The sequence below is a fragment of the Nocardioides rubriscoriae genome (genome assembly GCF_008087085.1).
GTDB lineage: Bacteria > Actinomycetota > Actinomycetes > Propionibacteriales > Nocardioidaceae > Nocardioides > Nocardioides rubriscoriae.
The window spans coordinates 84,361-98,409 of record NZ_VIYJ01000010.1 but is presented as its reverse complement, the minus strand read 5'-3'; the positions used below and the strand labels follow the sequence as shown (position 1 = coordinate 98,409).

The 14,049-nt window shown below is 74.8% G+C and carries 14 protein-coding genes; 7 read left to right on the top strand and 7 right to left on the bottom strand.

The window, feature by feature from the left end:
- Window positions 1-92: 92 nt before the first annotated feature.
- Both FZC61_RS18235 and FZC61_RS18230 read right to left on the bottom strand, forming a co-directional pair.
- On the bottom strand, window positions 93-1,451 hold the full coding sequence (locus FZC61_RS18235; RefSeq protein WP_148615602.1) for a protoporphyrinogen/coproporphyrinogen oxidase: 1,359 nt from the start codon (window positions 1,449-1,451) through the stop codon (window positions 93-95).
- Between the two features lie 29 nt (window positions 1,452-1,480).
- Window positions 1,481-3,502 (bottom strand): hypothetical protein, encoded by a 2,022-nt coding sequence (locus FZC61_RS18230; protein WP_148615601.1) that lies wholly within the window; start codon window positions 3,500-3,502, stop codon window positions 1,481-1,483.
- A gap of 98 nt (window positions 3,503-3,600) precedes the next feature.
- Here FZC61_RS18230 and FZC61_RS18225 point away from each other — a divergent pair, with 98 nt between their 5' ends.
- From FZC61_RS18225 to FZC61_RS18210, 4 genes are all read left to right on the top strand, one after another.
- Complete coding sequence (locus FZC61_RS18225; RefSeq protein WP_148615600.1) at window positions 3,601-3,990, top strand: cupin domain-containing protein; 390 nt, start codon at window positions 3,601-3,603, stop codon at window positions 3,988-3,990.
- A gap of 104 nt (window positions 3,991-4,094) precedes the next feature.
- The gene (locus FZC61_RS18220; protein ID WP_246142777.1) at window positions 4,095-5,771 is read left to right on the top strand and encodes an alkaline phosphatase D family protein; all 1,677 of its coding nucleotides are present in this window, start codon (window positions 4,095-4,097) and stop codon (window positions 5,769-5,771) included.
- Between the two features lie 60 nt (window positions 5,772-5,831).
- Window positions 5,832-6,398 carry a TetR/AcrR family transcriptional regulator gene (locus tag FZC61_RS18215; RefSeq protein ID WP_148615599.1) on the top strand — a complete coding sequence of 189 codons (567 nt, stop codon included), beginning with the start codon at window positions 5,832-5,834 and terminating at the stop codon, window positions 6,396-6,398.
- A gap of 72 nt (window positions 6,399-6,470) precedes the next feature.
- Window positions 6,471-7,100 carry a pyridoxamine 5'-phosphate oxidase family protein gene (locus FZC61_RS18210; protein WP_148615598.1) on the top strand — a complete coding sequence of 210 codons (630 nt, stop codon included), beginning with the start codon at window positions 6,471-6,473 and terminating at the stop codon, window positions 7,098-7,100.
- A 4-nt stretch (window positions 7,101-7,104) separates the two neighbouring features.
- On the opposite strand, the gene FZC61_RS18205 is transcribed toward FZC61_RS18210, so the two are convergent.
- From FZC61_RS18205 to FZC61_RS18195, 3 genes are read right to left on the bottom strand one after another with little or no spacing between them, the layout of a single operon-like run.
- Window positions 7,105-7,647 carry a flavin reductase family protein gene (locus FZC61_RS18205; RefSeq protein WP_246142776.1) on the bottom strand — a complete coding sequence of 181 codons (543 nt, stop codon included), beginning with the start codon at window positions 7,645-7,647 and terminating at the stop codon, window positions 7,105-7,107.
- On the bottom strand, window positions 7,644-8,174 hold the full coding sequence (locus FZC61_RS18200; protein ID WP_211357321.1) for an NAD(P)H-dependent oxidoreductase: 531 nt from the start codon (window positions 8,172-8,174) through the stop codon (window positions 7,644-7,646). The genes FZC61_RS18205 and FZC61_RS18200 overlap by 4 nt, the downstream gene beginning before the upstream one ends.
- Window positions 8,171-9,316 carry an LLM class flavin-dependent oxidoreductase gene (locus FZC61_RS18195; RefSeq protein WP_148615597.1) on the bottom strand — a complete coding sequence of 382 codons (1,146 nt, stop codon included), beginning with the start codon at window positions 9,314-9,316 and terminating at the stop codon, window positions 8,171-8,173. Before FZC61_RS18195 ends, FZC61_RS18200 begins: the two co-directional genes overlap by 4 nt.
- A gap of 153 nt (window positions 9,317-9,469) precedes the next feature.
- Here FZC61_RS18195 and FZC61_RS18190 point away from each other — a divergent pair, with 153 nt between their 5' ends.
- From FZC61_RS18190 to FZC61_RS18180, 3 genes are read left to right on the top strand one after another with little or no spacing between them, the layout of a single operon-like run.
- Window positions 9,470-9,649: a hypothetical protein gene (locus FZC61_RS18190; RefSeq protein WP_148615596.1), complete on the top strand. Its 180-nt coding sequence runs from the start codon at window positions 9,470-9,472 to the stop codon at window positions 9,647-9,649.
- A gap of 38 nt (window positions 9,650-9,687) precedes the next feature.
- The gene (locus FZC61_RS18185; protein ID WP_148615595.1) at window positions 9,688-10,437 is read left to right on the top strand and encodes an NYN domain-containing protein; all 750 of its coding nucleotides are present in this window, start codon (window positions 9,688-9,690) and stop codon (window positions 10,435-10,437) included.
- 55 nt (window positions 10,438-10,492) lie between these two features.
- A complete protein-coding gene (locus tag FZC61_RS18180) occupies window positions 10,493-11,455 on the top strand; it encodes a DUF4349 domain-containing protein (protein ID WP_148615594.1) in 963 nt (320 codons plus the stop codon).
- A 167-nt stretch (window positions 11,456-11,622) separates the two neighbouring features.
- Here FZC61_RS18180 and FZC61_RS18175 read toward each other — a convergent pair whose 3' ends face one another.
- Both FZC61_RS18175 and hemE read right to left on the bottom strand, forming a co-directional pair.
- Entirely contained in the window at window positions 11,623-12,933 is a 1,311-nt protein-coding gene (locus FZC61_RS18175) for a carboxylesterase family protein (RefSeq protein ID WP_148615593.1), read from the bottom strand.
- Entirely contained in the window at window positions 12,930-13,982 is a 1,053-nt protein-coding gene (hemE, locus tag FZC61_RS18170; protein ID WP_170286175.1) for a uroporphyrinogen decarboxylase, read from the bottom strand. Before hemE ends, FZC61_RS18175 begins: the two co-directional genes overlap by 4 nt.
- Window positions 13,983-14,049 lie beyond the last annotated feature (67 nt).

The following is a 14,049-nucleotide window of genomic DNA, read 5'->3' as shown; positions in this document are numbered from 1 at the left end:
GGCCCGCGCTGGTCCCCGTCCTCGACTCCCCCGTCGCCGACGACGCCGTAGCGGCCCTGCTCGCGTGGCGGCAGCGCGGTCCGGGCGACGCCTCAGGCGAGGGGCGACACGGCGGCCGCGGCGGCGTGCCCGGAGGCGATGCAGGCCGCGATGCCGACCCCGTCGTACGCCGCCCCGCAGACCGCGAGGCCCGGCACCGACGCCACGTCGGCGCGGACGCGGGCGACGCGGTCGAGGTGGCCGACGGCGTACTGCGGCAGGCCGCCGCCCCAGCGCTGCACGTAGGTGTCGACCGGCGTCGCGGTGAGGCCGACGGCCTCGTGCAGGTCGGCCAGGGAGAGCGCGACCAGCTCGTCGTCGCTGCGCTGCAGCGTGACCTCGTCGCCCAGGCGGCCCAGGGAGGTGCGCAGCAGCGCGAGGTCCCCGCCGTCGGCCCCACGGCCGGCCTCACGGACCCAGTCCCACTTGGCGAACGAGAAGGTCGCGGCCTTGACGCGGCGCCCGTCGACCGGCGGCACCAGGAACCCCGAGGCCGCGTCCATCCCCGCGGGGAGGTCGGCGGCGCGGAAGGCGAGGGTCACCACGGCCATCGAGGCGTAGTCGATCGCGGCCAGCTCGGCCGACGCGGCGGGCGCGAGGTCGGCGAGCAGGCGCGACGTGGGGGCGGCGGGGGTCGCGAGCACCACGGCGTCGGCCGGCATCTCGACCGGGGCGGGCGTGGGGCCGGTGACGACCGTGAAGGCGGCGCCGGAGCGCCGGACCTCGCGGACTGTGACCCCGGCGCGGACGTCGAGCCCGGCGGCCAGCCGCTCGACGAGGGTGCCCATGCCGCCGGCCAGACCGGCGAACATCGGCACGCCCACCACCGGCGGCGGGGTGCCGCCGACGAACCCGCCCTCGGCGAGCGCGAGCAGCTGCGGGATCGCGGCGCGCACGGAGATGCCGCGGGCGTAGCCGGCGTAGACCCCGCCGAGCAGCGGCTCGACGAGCCGGTCGACGACCTCGTCGCCGAAGCGGTGGGCGACCAGGTCGCCGACCGAGACGTCAGCCGCCTCGTCCGGGTGGGGCAGCCCGCCCACCTGGTGCCGGGCGCGCACCAGGCCCTCGGGGCTGAGGATGCCGGTGGCCTCGAGCTCGTCGAGGTCGAGCGGGGCGCCCATCAGGGTGCGGGGCAGCCGGCGCAGCGCGCCGCGGGTCCACACCCGTGACGTCGCGGTGGTCGGGTGGACGACGTCGAGCCCGACGGCCCGTGCGAGCGCGACGCCCTCGGGGCGCCGGTTGACCATGGCCTCGGCGCCGACGTCGACGACGACCCCGCCGACGGCAGCCCGCTTGATCTTGCCGCCGGGCCGGTCGGAGGCCTCCAGGACGACGACCTCGGCCCCGGTCGCGGCGAGCGCGTGGGCCGCGGTGAGGCCGGCGATCCCGGCTCCGACGACGACGACCCGCATGGGGCCAGCCTACGAGGGGCGCGCGAGCCTCACTCCAGGCGCCAGGCCAGGGGCTCCAGGGGGTCGGGCCGGTAGCAGCACCAGGTGCCGGTGCGCACGCGCAGCGCCAGGTGCGCGCCCAGGTCGGGATGGTGCTCGGCCACCTTGTCGAGGGCGTAGCGCAGGGCTCGGGTGGCGGCGCCACGGGCACGCTCGGCGGTGCCGCCCGACGCCCGCAACCGGCCACCCAGCCCGAGCGCCCCGGTGAGCTCGGCGACCAGGTAGTCGCGGTCTCGCTCGGCCAGCGCGACCCGGGCGAGGTCGTGGTCGCGCGCCGCCTCGGCCAGGTCGTCCTCGACCTCGGCCAGGCGGCGGCGGTAGGCCGCCTTGGCCTCCTCGTCGATGACGGGCAGGGCCGGCTCGTCGACGGCGGCACCGACCAGGTCGAGCGCTGCGACCTCGACGCCGGGCGCGGCGAGGAGCCGGTGCAGGTAGCCGAGGCCCTTGAGGTCGGGCAGCACGACCACCGCGTCGCGGAAGCCGGCCTCCCAGGCCGCCCCGCGACGTACGAGGGACGCGGTCGCGGGCGTCGGGACGTCGGCCCGGTCGCCGGCCTGGTCGCCGGCCTGGTCGCCGGTGGCGCCGTGCGTCCGGGCCCGCGCGTCGTCGGCGCGCACGGGTGCGCCGTAGGCCGTGAAGGCCGCCGCGGCGGCGTTCCACTCGAGCACGGCGCCGGCGCGGTTGCCGGCCGCCGCGAGGGCGTCGGCGAGGACCAGGCGCGCCTGCGCGGCGTCGTACGGCGCCCCCAGGGCCGTCCACGACCCGACCGCCCGTTGCGCCAGCGCGGCGGCGGTGTCGGGGTCGCCCTCGAGCAGTGCGGCCCGCCCGCCGGCCAGGGCCGCGGCGGCGTCGAGGCCGGGGCTGTCGAAGCGGGCCGCGAGGTCGCGCAACCCGGTCGCGGCCGCCCGGGCCGTCACGGCCGCCTCGGCGTCGCCGACGGCGACCGCGATCTCGGCCTGCGCCTCCCACAGCGGGGCGAGCCGGAGCTCGCCGAAGGGCGGTCGCTCCTTCCAGGGCAGCTCGACGGGGTGGGCGAGGGCCTGCGCGACGAGGGCGGCGGCCGTGGCGGGGTCGCCCTGGGCCAGGCGCAGCAGGGCGAGACCGGGCTGGGCATCCCAGGCGCGGTCGTGGCCGGCGGTGAAGGCCTCCTCGGCGCCGGCGAGGTCGCCGCGCCGCAACCGGATGTTGCCCAGCTCGACCAGCGGCCAGCCGAGCTCGCGCCGCATCCACGGCGCGAGCTCGGCGCAGGCCCGCAGCGCCTCGGCCTCGGCCTCGTCGGCGGGACCGCTCATCCGCAGCAGCTCGGCGCGGTGGACCCGGCAGCGCCCGCTCGACGCCCCCACGGCGCTCGGGCGCCACCGGTCCATGACGTCGGTCCACTCACGGGCCCGGTCGGGCATCCCGAGCGCCTGGGCCGCACACACCAGCTCGCAGTAGGTGTTGCCCGTGGTGAACGCGTCGAGCTCGTCGCCGGTCAGCTGCACCGCCACCTCGTCGAGCAGCGCCAGACCGGCCACCACCTCGCCCTGCTCGACCAGCAACCGCCCGGTCGCGACCGTGCCCATCGTCACCGCCGGCGCGACCCCGTGGGCCGTACCCAGGGCGACCGCGTCGCGGGCCGCCACGGCGGCGGCCTCGGGGTCGCCGGCGAGGAAGCGCTCGTAGGTCGTGACCAGGGCGAGCACCGCGTGCACCGGTCCGGGCTCGTCACCGGCCAGGCGCCGGGCCCGGGCGACCCACCCGCGCACGGGCGCGAGCAGCCCGGAGTCGACGAGCAGGTGGAGCGCGACGGTGGCGGCGCTCATCGCCGCCGCACCGGCGTCGCCCGCCTCCTCCTGGCGTCGGAAGAGCCGCTCGTACGACGCCACGCAGGCCTCGAAGCGGCCCGCGGCGTAGGCGGCCTGCGCGCGCAGCGCCAGCGTCTCGTCGGTCTCGGGGAGGGCGTCGAGGGACGCCAGCGCGGCGTCGGCGTCGCCGCGCGCGAGGGCCGCACGGGCCACTTGGAGGCTCACCGTCGCATTGTGACAGTCGTTCTCCCGCCTCCTGGTCGACAGCAGCACCACCCTCCACCCCGATCGACCCCCACCCACTCCGACAGGAAGGCACGACCATGCACACCCCGACCCAGGACCTGCCCATCGCGATGAACGCCCTCGGAGCGACCGCCCGCCACCTGCCCGACTACGGCGACGCCTTCGGCACCCTGGCCGCCGAGCACTTCACCCTCGCCGCGGGGGTCGACATCGCCCCGCTGCTCCACGGCCTCGACGACGACGTCTGCTTCGCCCCGCACTGGGGCTACGCCGTACGGGGCCGCGTCGTCGTCACCTACGCCGACGGGGAAGCGGAGGTCGTCCGGGCCGGCGAGGTCTTCCACTGGCCGGCCGGGCACTCGGTCCGCGTCGAGGAGGACGCCGAGCTCATCATGTTCAGCCCGGCCGCCGAGCACCGCGCGGTGATGAACCACATGCTGGGGGTGCTGGCCGGCGCCCCCGCCTGACCCCGCCCGGAGGCGGGGTCGGTCGCGGGACGACGCGCAGGTGAACGTCGGTCGACGACTGCGAAACCCCGGTGACCAACCGTGCGCCACCGCGTTGGGCGGACGTGACCACCACCGACGTCCCCGTCCCCGACCGCCCCCGCGTCAGCCGTCGCACCGTGACCGGAGCCCTCGGCGCCGTCGGCGCGGCGGCCCCGCTGCTGCCCGGGCTCACCCCGGCCCAGCCGGCGACGGCCGCCGCCCCGCGCCCTCGCCACCAGGTCTTCGCCCACGGCGTCGCCTCGGGCGACCCGCTCCCGCACGCCGTGGTGCTGTGGACCCGCGTCACGCCGACACCGGACGCGCGTCCGGGCTCGCAGCGGGGACCGCAGGTGCGGGTCACCTGGGAGGTCGCCACCGACCGCCGCTTGCGTCGGGTGGTGCGGCGCGGGACCGTCGTCACCAGCGCCGACCGCGACCACACCGTCAAGGTCGACGCCCGCGGTCTGCGGCCGGCCACGCGCTACTACTACCGGTTCACCCACGCCGGCGTGCGCTCCCCCGTCGGCCGCACCCGCACCGCGCCCGCAGCGACCGCCGACCCGGGCGAGCTGACCTTCGGCGTCGTGTCGTGCTCCAACTACCCGGCCGGCTACTTCGCCTCCTACCGCCACCTCGCGGCGCGCGACGACCTCGACGCGGTGATCCACCTCGGCGACTACCTCTACGAGTACGGCAACGGCGAGTACGGCGGCGAGCGCCGCGTCGTCCCCGACCACGAGACGGTCTCGCTGGCCGACTACCGCCAGCGCCACGCCCACTACAAGCAGGACCCCGACCTGAAGGCGCTGCACGCGCAGCACCCGATGGTCGCCATCTGGGACGACCACGAGATCGCCGACAACTCCTGGCGCGACGGCGCCAACAACCACGACCCGAGCGAGGGCAGCTTCCGGCGGCGCAAGGCCCGCGCGCACCGCGCGTACGACGAGTGGATGCCGGTGCGGCTCGACGGCACGGCCGCGCTCGGCGACGGGGCCCGGCTCTACCGCCACCTGCAGTTCGGCCGGCTGGCCGACCTGACGCTGATGGACTTGCGCAGCTACCGCGACGAGCAGGCCGCGACCGGCAGCACCGGGGTCGCCGACCCCGCGCGCACCATCACCGGCCGCCAGCAGCTCGACTGGGTCAAGCGCACGCTGGCGGCGTCCGACGCGACCTGGAAGCTCGTCGGCACCTCGGTGATGATCGCCCCGCTCAAGGTCGCCTCCCTGCCCGCGGCCCTGGCGGGGGCGCTCGGACAGCTCGCCGGCACGCCTGTGCCGGGCGACGTGGCGGTCAACACCGACCAGTGGGACGGCTACACCGACGACCGGCGCGAGCTGTTCGCCCACATCGTCGACGACGCGATCGGCGGCGTCGTGTGCCTCACCGGCGACATCCACACCAACTGGGCCAACGAGCTGCCGATCGACACCGGTACCTACCCGCTCACCGGCACCGTCGGGGTCGAGTTCGTCATCAACTCCGTGACCAGCGACAACTTCGACGAGATCCTCGGCGCGCCGACCGTCGGCGGGGCCCAGGCGCTGATGGCCGCCAACCCGCACATGAAGTACGTCAACCTCGACGACCACGGCTACGGCGTCCTGTCGATCTCGGGCCAGCGGGTGCAGATGGACTTCTTCGTCCTCGACGACAAGCTCGACGCCCGCTCGGACGCCCGGTGGGACGCCGGCTGGCTCACGCGCCGGGGCAGCGGGCGGCTCCAGGAGGCCGACGGGCCGGTCCGGCGCCCGTAGCCCGGTGCCGACGGTCGAGCCATTCTTGATCGATCGTTCCACAAAGGCTACGATCGGGGCGTGGCACGCGTCCGGGAGTTCGACACCGACCAGGTACTGGCCGCCGCCGTCACGACGTTCCGGCAGCACGGCTTCGCGGGCACCTCGGTGCAGAACCTCGTCGAGGCCACCGGCATCGGCCGCGGCTCGCTCTACGCCGCGTTCGGCGACAAGGAGGGCCTCTACCTCGCCGCCCTCGACCGCTACCGCGCCGACTTCGCCCAGCCCCTGCTGGCGCTGCTCGACTCCGAGGAGCCGCCGTTGCGCCTGGTGCGCGAGATCCTGGTCGGGCTCGTCGACGAGATCGTGCAGGACGGCACCCGCCAGGCCTGCCTGATCGTCAGCGCCGCCACCGAGCTGGTCGCGCGCGACACCGCCGTGGCCTCGCGGGTCCGCGAGACCACCGACCTGCTCGAGGAGACCCTGACCACGCTCCTGCGGCGCGTCGACCCGCCGCTCGCCGACCCCCGGGCCGCCGCCCGCTTCGTGATCACCGTGGTCCAAGGGCTGCGCGTCGCCGGCGCCGTACGCCCCGAACGGGGGTGGCTGATGTCGAGCGTCGACCTCGCCGTGCGCGCCCTGGCCTGAGCCCGACCCGGGCAGGGTCGCCCCCGTCGTCACCCGATTCTGTAACGTTCATTCCATATCTGAGGAGACATCATGAGCCGCAGCTACGCCGCCCTCGCCTTCACCGACCGCGTCCGCGCGCTGCAGGAGCAGCACGGCAGTGGCGCGGCCTACGCCCGCCACGTCGCGCGCGCCCAGGGCGCCGGCGGCCCGGGCCACGACCCGCTCGACGACGACGTCCGCGCCTTCCTGGCCGGCCGCGACGGGTTCTACCTGGCGACCACCAGCGAGACGGGATGGCCCTACGTGCAGTTCCGCGGCGGGGCCGACGGGTTCCTGCGGGTCCTCGACGACCACACGATCGCCTGGGCCGACCTGCGCGGCAACCTGCAGTACGTCAGCACCGGCAACCTCGCCGGCGACGACCGGGTGAGCCTGATCGTCATGGACTACGCCCACCGACGGCGCCTGAAGATCTTCGGCCGGGCGCGCGTCGTCACCGCCCAGGAGGACCCGGCACTGGCGGCGCGCCTGGCGCAGGACGATGCCGACGGTGTCGTCGAGCGGTCGGTGGTCGTGACGGTCGAGGCCTACGACTGGAACTGCCCGCAGCACATCACGCCCCGCTTCACCGCAGCCGAGCTCGCACCCCACCTCGAGGCCCTGCAGGCCCGCATCGACGCGCTCGAGACCGAGAACGCCGCCCTGCGCGCCGGGTCCTGACCCCTCAGACCTCGCACATCCGGCCGAAGCCGCTGCGGTGGAAGACCAGCGGGAGCGAGGTGTCGGTCTGCTCGACGGCGTGCAGCGCGAGCAGCACGATCGTGTGGTCACCGGCCTCGACCTCGCGGTGGATCGTGCAGTCGAAGCGGGCCAGGCCCTCGTCGAGGGTGACGGCGCCGTCGGGCGACACCGTGGTCGGCACGTCGTCGAAGCGGTGCTCGACCGGCCCGGCGAGCTGGCGGCACACCTCGCCGTGGTGGTCGGCCAGGACCGTGACCCCGAGGTGGCCGGCGCGACGCAGGTCGGGCCAGGTCCTGGAGGTGTTGGCGATCGAGAACGACACCAGCGGCGGGTCGAGGCTCACCGACGTGAACGACGACGCCGCCAGGCCGGTCGCGCGGCCGTCGACCTCGGCGGCGACCGCGACCACACCGCTGGGGAAGACCCCGAAGGCCGCCCGCAGCTGGTCGGGGTCGAGGTCCTGGTTGGTCGGCATGTGCAGGGTCGTGGGAAGGGTCGTGGGAAGGGTCGTGGGAAGGGTCGTCATGCGGGGGCTCCTGTCCGAGCAGCGAGGAGGGTGGAGACGACCGGACGAGCGCCGACCAGCCAGGCGGCGTACGCCGCGGGGTCGTCGTGGGCTGCGTCGAGCACGTAGAGGCCGCGCACGGGCACGGTCGCGCCGATCTCGGTGAGCACCGGGCGCAGGGTCAGCTCGGGGGCCAGGGCGTGCGCCGGCCCGCCGCCGAGCATGAGCGGCACGGCGAGCCCGGTGAGGCCGGTGCCGAAGTCGGGCGCGAACCGGTCCAGGAACAGCTTGAGCAGGCCGGTGTAGGTCGCCTTGTAGGTCGGGCAGGCCACGACCACCAGGTCGGCGTCGGCGACCTGGCGCACCAGCGCGGACACGTCGGCGTCCTGCTGGTCGAGCAGGCCGGGCCCGACGGTCGCCAGGTCGACGACCAGGTCGGGCTCGACGTCGACGAGCTGACGGGCGACGTACGTCGCGGCCTCGAGGGTGCGGGAGGCGGGCCTGGGGTTGCCGACGACGACGGCGACGACCGGGGCCACAGCACTCACCGGCCACCGCCGAACGGCACGGCGGCGGCGCGCACGGCCGGCGGGGCCGGGTGCTGCCACAGCCCGCGGCGCGCGAGCTCGGGCAGCACCCCCTCGCCGAACCGGTAGGACTCCTCGAGGTGCGGGTAGCCCGACAGCACGAACTCTTCGATCCCGACGGCGGCGTACTCCTCGACGAGGTCGGCGATCTCGCTGTGGCTGCCGACCATCGCGGTGCCGGCGCCGCCGCGGACCAGGCCGACGCCCGCCCACAGGTGGGGGTGGATCTCGAGGCCGTCCTTGCTGCCGGCGTTGAGCTCGAGCATGCGTCGCTGCCCCTCCGACTCGCTCTGGCGCAGGCCTGACTGCACCCGGACGATCTCGTCGTCGGAGATGCCCGCGAGCAGGCGGTCGGCCTCGGCCCACGCCTCCTCGCTGGTGTCGCGGGCGATGGTGTGGAGCCGGACGCCGAAGCGCAGCTCGCGCCCCTCGTCGACGGCGAGCTTGGTGATCCACTCGACCTTGTCGCGCACGGCGGCCGGCGGCTCGCCCCAGGTCAGGTAGACGTCGGCGTGCCGGGCCGCGACCCTGCCGGCCGCGGGCGACGAGCCGCCGAAGTAGATCTCGGGCAGCGGGTCGGGCACCTGCGCCAGCACGGCGTCCTCGACGCGGTAGTGCTCACCGTCGAAGTCGACGCGCTCGCCGGTCCACAGGCGGCGCACGACCTCGAGGAACTCGTCGCAGCGGGCGTAGCGGCCGTCCTTGTCGAGGAAGTCGCCGAACATCCGCTGCTCGTGGCTCTCCCCGCCGGTGACGACGTTGAGCAGCAGCCGCCCGCCGCTGAGGTTCTGGAAGGTGCCGGCCATCTGGGCCGACAGGAACGGCGCGGTGAGGCCGGGCCGGAAGGCGACCAGAAACTTCAGCCGCTCCGAGACCTGGCTCAGCATCGCGGTCGAGATCCAGGCGTCCTCGCACCAGGCTCCGGTCGGCGTCAGCGCCGCCTCGAAACCGAGCTGCTCGGCGCTGCGCGCCACCTGGCCCAGGTAGGGCACCGAGGCCGGGCGCCCGGCGGGGCCCGCGTCCACGCCGTGGCCGCCACCGACGACCTGACGGCCGTCACCGCCGTTGGTGGGCAGGAACCAGTGGAACTTCAGGGAGGACATCTCGGCCTTTCCACGCCGTGCGCCAACGCCCGGGATGCGCTGGTCGGGATAACTAGAGTGACTTTATCTAGTTACATCGTCGATGCAAGCCGAGCCCTCCGACCCATCCCTCCGGGCCTGTTGTGTCCCACCGGCGCCTGCGAGGGTCGACGGATGACCGAGGACACCTTCGACCCGCAGAACTCCCACGCCGACCTGACCTCCGAGCCCACGGCACCCGGCACCGCCGACGGCAGCCCGACCGAGGGCGTCGAGATCGACGAGTCCGAGGTCGCCGAGGCCGTGGTCCCCGACGACAAGTCCATCGACGGGCCGCCCGCCGGGCACGCCTGAGGCCCGGCCGCGCGACTGCGCGGCCCTAGGGTGACGACGTGACCTCCTCGCCCGCCCCGGCCCCGCGCCACGACACCCGCCTCGGCGTCCTCATCGACGCCGACAACACCTCGGGGGCCCACGCGGGGGCGATCCTCGAGGAACTCGCGACCTATGGCGTCCCGACGGTCAAGCGCGCCTACGGCGACTGGACCACCCAGCACCTGGCCGGCTGGAAGGACTCGCTGCTGGCCCACGCGATCCAGCCGATGCAGCAGTTCGCCAACACCCGCGGCAAGAACTCCACCGACTCGGCGCTGATCATCGACGCGATGGACCTTCTCTACGGCGGCAACCTCGACGCGTTCGCCCTGGTCTCGAGCGACAGCGACTTCACCCGGCTCGCGACCCGGCTGCGTGAGGCCGGCAAGCTCGTGGTCGGGCTGGGGCGGCGTACGACGCCCCCGGCGCTGATCGCCGCCTGCGACCGGTTCGTCTTCCTCGAGGTCATCACCGGCGCCTCGTCGGCCCCGGCCACCGACGAGCCCGACGCGCAGGTCACCGCGCTGCCCGACCTGCGGCGGCTGCTGCGCTCGGCGGTCGAGAGCACGAGCGGTGACGACGGCTGGGCCCACCTGTCCGCCGTCAACGAGCACATCCAGAAGCGCCACGCGTCCTTCGACCCGCGCAACTACGGCTTCTCCAAGCTCAACGCGCTGGTCCGCGACCAGGACTACCTCGACGTCAGTCACGCCGGCAACGTCGTACGGGTGCGGCTCACGGCCAAGAAGGCCGCCGCCAAGAAGTAGGACGCGCCCCGCACGGCACCGGGAACCCATCGGCCGTGCGGCGCGTCTGTGCTGCATGACCACCCGAGCCCGCCGCCTCGCCGCGGCCGCCGCCTGCACCGCCCTCCTCGGCCTCGGCGTGAGCGCCTGCTCGGCCGGTGACGACCAGTCGTCGTCCGACTCGGGGAGCGCGTCGGACTCGTCCGACGTGGCCGGCGCCGACGTCGCCGCCGGCGTGCCCGCCGCCGAGGACGCCCCGCAGGCCCCGGCCGGAGCGGGCGCCCTGGCCTCCGACGTCGCCCGCAAGGTCGAGCCCGACCCGACCACCTCGCGGTCGCTGATCAAGAAGGGCGACGTCGCCCTGCGCTCGACCGACGTGGGCGACACGCTCTTCCGGGTCGGCGCGATCGTGCAGGCCGCGAGCGGCGAGGTCGCGGAGAACACCACGCAGGCCGACGAGGCGGGCGAGCCCGAGAACGCCCTGCTCACCGTGCGGGTGCCGGTCGGTCAGTTCGACACGACGATGCGCCAGCTCGAGCAGATCGGCACCGAGCGCGACGGGGTCGACCTCATCAGCAGCGACGAGACCTCGAGCGACGTGAGCACCGAGGTCATCGACGTCGACGTGCGCGTCGAGCTGCAGAAGCGCAGCATCGAGCGCATCAGCGTCCTGCTCGACCGCGCCACCAGCATCCGCGACATCGTCGGCATCGAGCGCGAGCTCGCCGACCGCGAGGCCGACCTCGGCTCCCTGCAGAAGCGCCAGGCCTTCCTCGCCGACCAGACCTCGCTGTCGACCATCACCATCTCCCTCGAGCGCCCGAGCGAGAAGCGAGCCGCCGCCGAGAAGGAGAAGGACGACACCGGCTTCGTCGCCGGGCTCGAGAACGGCTGGGACGCCTTCACCAGCGTCACCGCCGCCCTCCTCACCACCGTCGGCGCCCTGCTCCCCTTCGCGATCGTGCTGCTGCTGGTCGGCGTGCCGCTGCGGGTCTGGCTGCGCCGCCGGGGGTCCAGCACCCCGGCCGTCTCAGCCTGACCACACGGAGGTCGAGGAGCTCCCGCTAGGGAGCGTCACGAGACCACCTCACCGCAAGCGACCCACCCGACTCGACCCGCTCCTGCGGCCGAGCGGTCTCGTGACGGTTGTCAGCGCAACCTCCTCGACCGACGTGGGGACCGGTCGTCGTACGACGTCGCCGCGCGTCAGTGGATCGTGAGGTAGGGGCAGCCCTCGTCGAGCACCCGGCCGCTGCGGGCGAACTCGGCCCAGACGCGGCGTACGGGGCGACCGGCGGCCTCGACCTGGTCGAAGGTGAGGCCGGCGCCCAGGGGCGAGCGCTCCCAGACCCCGGGGTGCGGGAAGAGCAGAGCCAGGTCGATGGTGTGGGCGCCGGCGAGGCCGGTGCCGGGGGCGCCCCACGAGATCGTGTACCGCGCGGCGCGACCACCGGCCTCGCGGTGACGCGCGACGAAGTCGCGGGCGCCGCGCGAGTAGATGCGCCAGGTGGTGGCGCGCACCACGCCCTCGAGCAGCGCGCCGCCGACCACGGGGAGCGCGGCCAGCCGGGCGACGGCGGGCACCTCGGAGACGAAGAAGCTGGTCTCGCGGCTGTTGGTGCCGACGAGCACCTCGACGTCGGGGGCGACCGCGGCCCAGGCGTCGTCGAGGTCGTCCTCGACGGGCAGGGGCGCGTGGGAGTACTGGAGCCCGAACGGCATCGCGCCGAGCAGCCCGAAGGACCGGGCGCGCTGGTTGATGCGGGGGTAGTGCGACACGATCTCGGCCACCGGGGCGTCGTCGGGGATGTCGACGGCCTCCTCGGCCATCGCGGCCGACATGGCCGCGCGGCCGCGGGTGATGCCGAACGGCGCGCTCTGCACGATCGCACGCCGGAACAGACCGCGCGCACCCTCGGTCACCATCAGGTGCGCGACGGCGTCGGCCCCGGCGGACTCGCCGAACGCCGTGACGTTGTCGGGGTCTCCGCCGAAGCCTGCGATGTTGCGCTGCACCCAGCGCAGGGCCTCGACCTGGTCGAGCAGCCCGAGGTTGGCCGGGCGGTGGGCGCTGCCGAGGAAGCCGAAGAGCCCGAGCCGGTAGGTCACCGACACCACGACGACGCGCTCGTCGCGCACCAGCACGGCAGGGTCGTGGACCGGGGCGTCGCCGGCGCCGTTGACGTAGGAGCCTCCGTGCAGGAAGACCATCACCGGCAGCCGGTCGTCGGGTCCGGTGCCCGGGGGCACGGTCACCGACAGCCGCTGGCAGTGCTCGTCCTCCTCGAGGTCGCCGAAGCCGTAGGGGAACATCCGCTCCAGCAGCGGTGAGCCGGCCTGCGGGCAGGCCGGCGCCCACGACGTCGCGTCGATCGGGACGGCGGACGGCGGCTCGGCCACCGGGGCCTCGTGGCGCTCGGCGCGGGCGTAGCGGATGCCGGTGGCGCGCACGACGCCGCCGTCGTGCCGGCCGACGACCTCCCCGGCGTCACAGGTGAAGGTGGCGGTGAGGCTCACGCGCGCGGGTAGCCCTGCACGAACTCGGTCAGCCGGGCGAGCTGGTCGGGGTCGGTGGACGGGATGACGCCGTGCCCGAGGTTGAAGATGTGGCCGCAGGCGGCGCGGCCGGCCGCGATCACCTCCGCAGCACGGGCCGTCATCACCTCGGTCGGCGCGAAGACCAGCGTCGGGTCGAGGTTGCCCTGGACCGCCCGGTCGCCGACCAGCGGGATCGCGGAGGCCAGCGGGGTGCGCCAGTCGACGCCGACGACGTCGGCGCCGGCCTCGCCCATCAGGCCCAGCAGGTTGGAGGTGCCGACCCCGAAGTGGATGCGGGGCACGCCGAGCGTGCCGGCGTGCTCGAGCACGCGCGCGGAGTGGGGCATCACCGCGGTGCGGTAGTCGTCGGGGGTCAGCGCCCCGGCCCAGGAGTCGAAGAGCTGCACGGCCGAGGCGCCCGCGGCGACCTGGACCTCGAGGTAGGTCGCGGCCATGGCGGCGATCTTGCGCATCAGCGCGTCCCAGACGTCGGGCGCGCCGAACATCATGGCCTTGGTCCTGGCGTGCTCCTTGGACGGCCCGCCCTCGACGAGGTAGGACGCGACGGTGAAGGGCGCCCCGGCGAACCCGATCAGCGGGGTGCCGCCGAGCTCGGCGACCAGCCCTGCGACGGCCTCGGAGATGAACGGCACGTGCTCGGGGGTCAGGTCGGGGATCGCCGCGACGTCGGCGAGGGTGCGCACCGGGTGGGCGACCACCGGACCGATCCCGGGCTTGATGTCGAGGTCGACCCCGACCGCCTTGAGCGGCAGCACGATGTCGGAGAAGAAGATGGCCGCGTCGACGCCGTAGCGGCGCACCGGCTGCAGGGTGATCTCCACCACCATCTCCGGGCGCATGCACGACTCGAGCATGCCGACGCCCTCGCGCAGCTTGAGGTACTCGGGCAGCGAGCGCCCGGCCTGGCGCATGAACCACACGGGCGTGTGGGGGGTCGGCTCCCCGCGCGCGGCCTTGAGGAACGCACTGTCGGCCAGGTCGGGGTGAGCGTCGGGTCGTGGTGCCACACGGCAAGCCTCGCACCTCCCCGGGCGTGTCCCGATATCGGATACCCCGGCGCCGACCTACGCTGGC

Excerpts from the sequence above, each read along its gene's own strand:
- FZC61_RS18205 (WP_246142776.1), bottom strand. The coding sequence starts at position 7,647 with ATGACGACCCTTCCCACGACCCTTCCCACGACCCTTCCCACGACCCTG.
- FZC61_RS18225 (WP_148615600.1), top strand. The coding sequence starts at position 3,601 with ATGCACACCCCGACCCAGGACCTGCCCATCGCGATGAACGCCCTCGGA.
- FZC61_RS18210 (WP_148615598.1), top strand. The coding sequence starts at position 6,471 with ATGAGCCGCAGCTACGCCGCCCTCGCCTTCACCGACCGCGTCCGCGCG.
- FZC61_RS18190 (WP_148615596.1), top strand. The coding sequence starts at position 9,470 with ATGACCGAGGACACCTTCGACCCGCAGAACTCCCACGCCGACCTGACC.
- FZC61_RS18180 (WP_148615594.1), top strand. The coding sequence starts at position 10,493 with ATGACCACCCGAGCCCGCCGCCTCGCCGCGGCCGCCGCCTGCACCGCC.
- FZC61_RS18235 (WP_148615602.1), bottom strand. The coding sequence starts at position 1,451 with ATGCGGGTCGTCGTCGTCGGAGCCGGGATCGCCGGCCTCACCGCGGCC.
- FZC61_RS18195 (WP_148615597.1), bottom strand. The coding sequence starts at position 9,316 with ATGTCCTCCCTGAAGTTCCACTGGTTCCTGCCCACCAACGGCGGTGAC.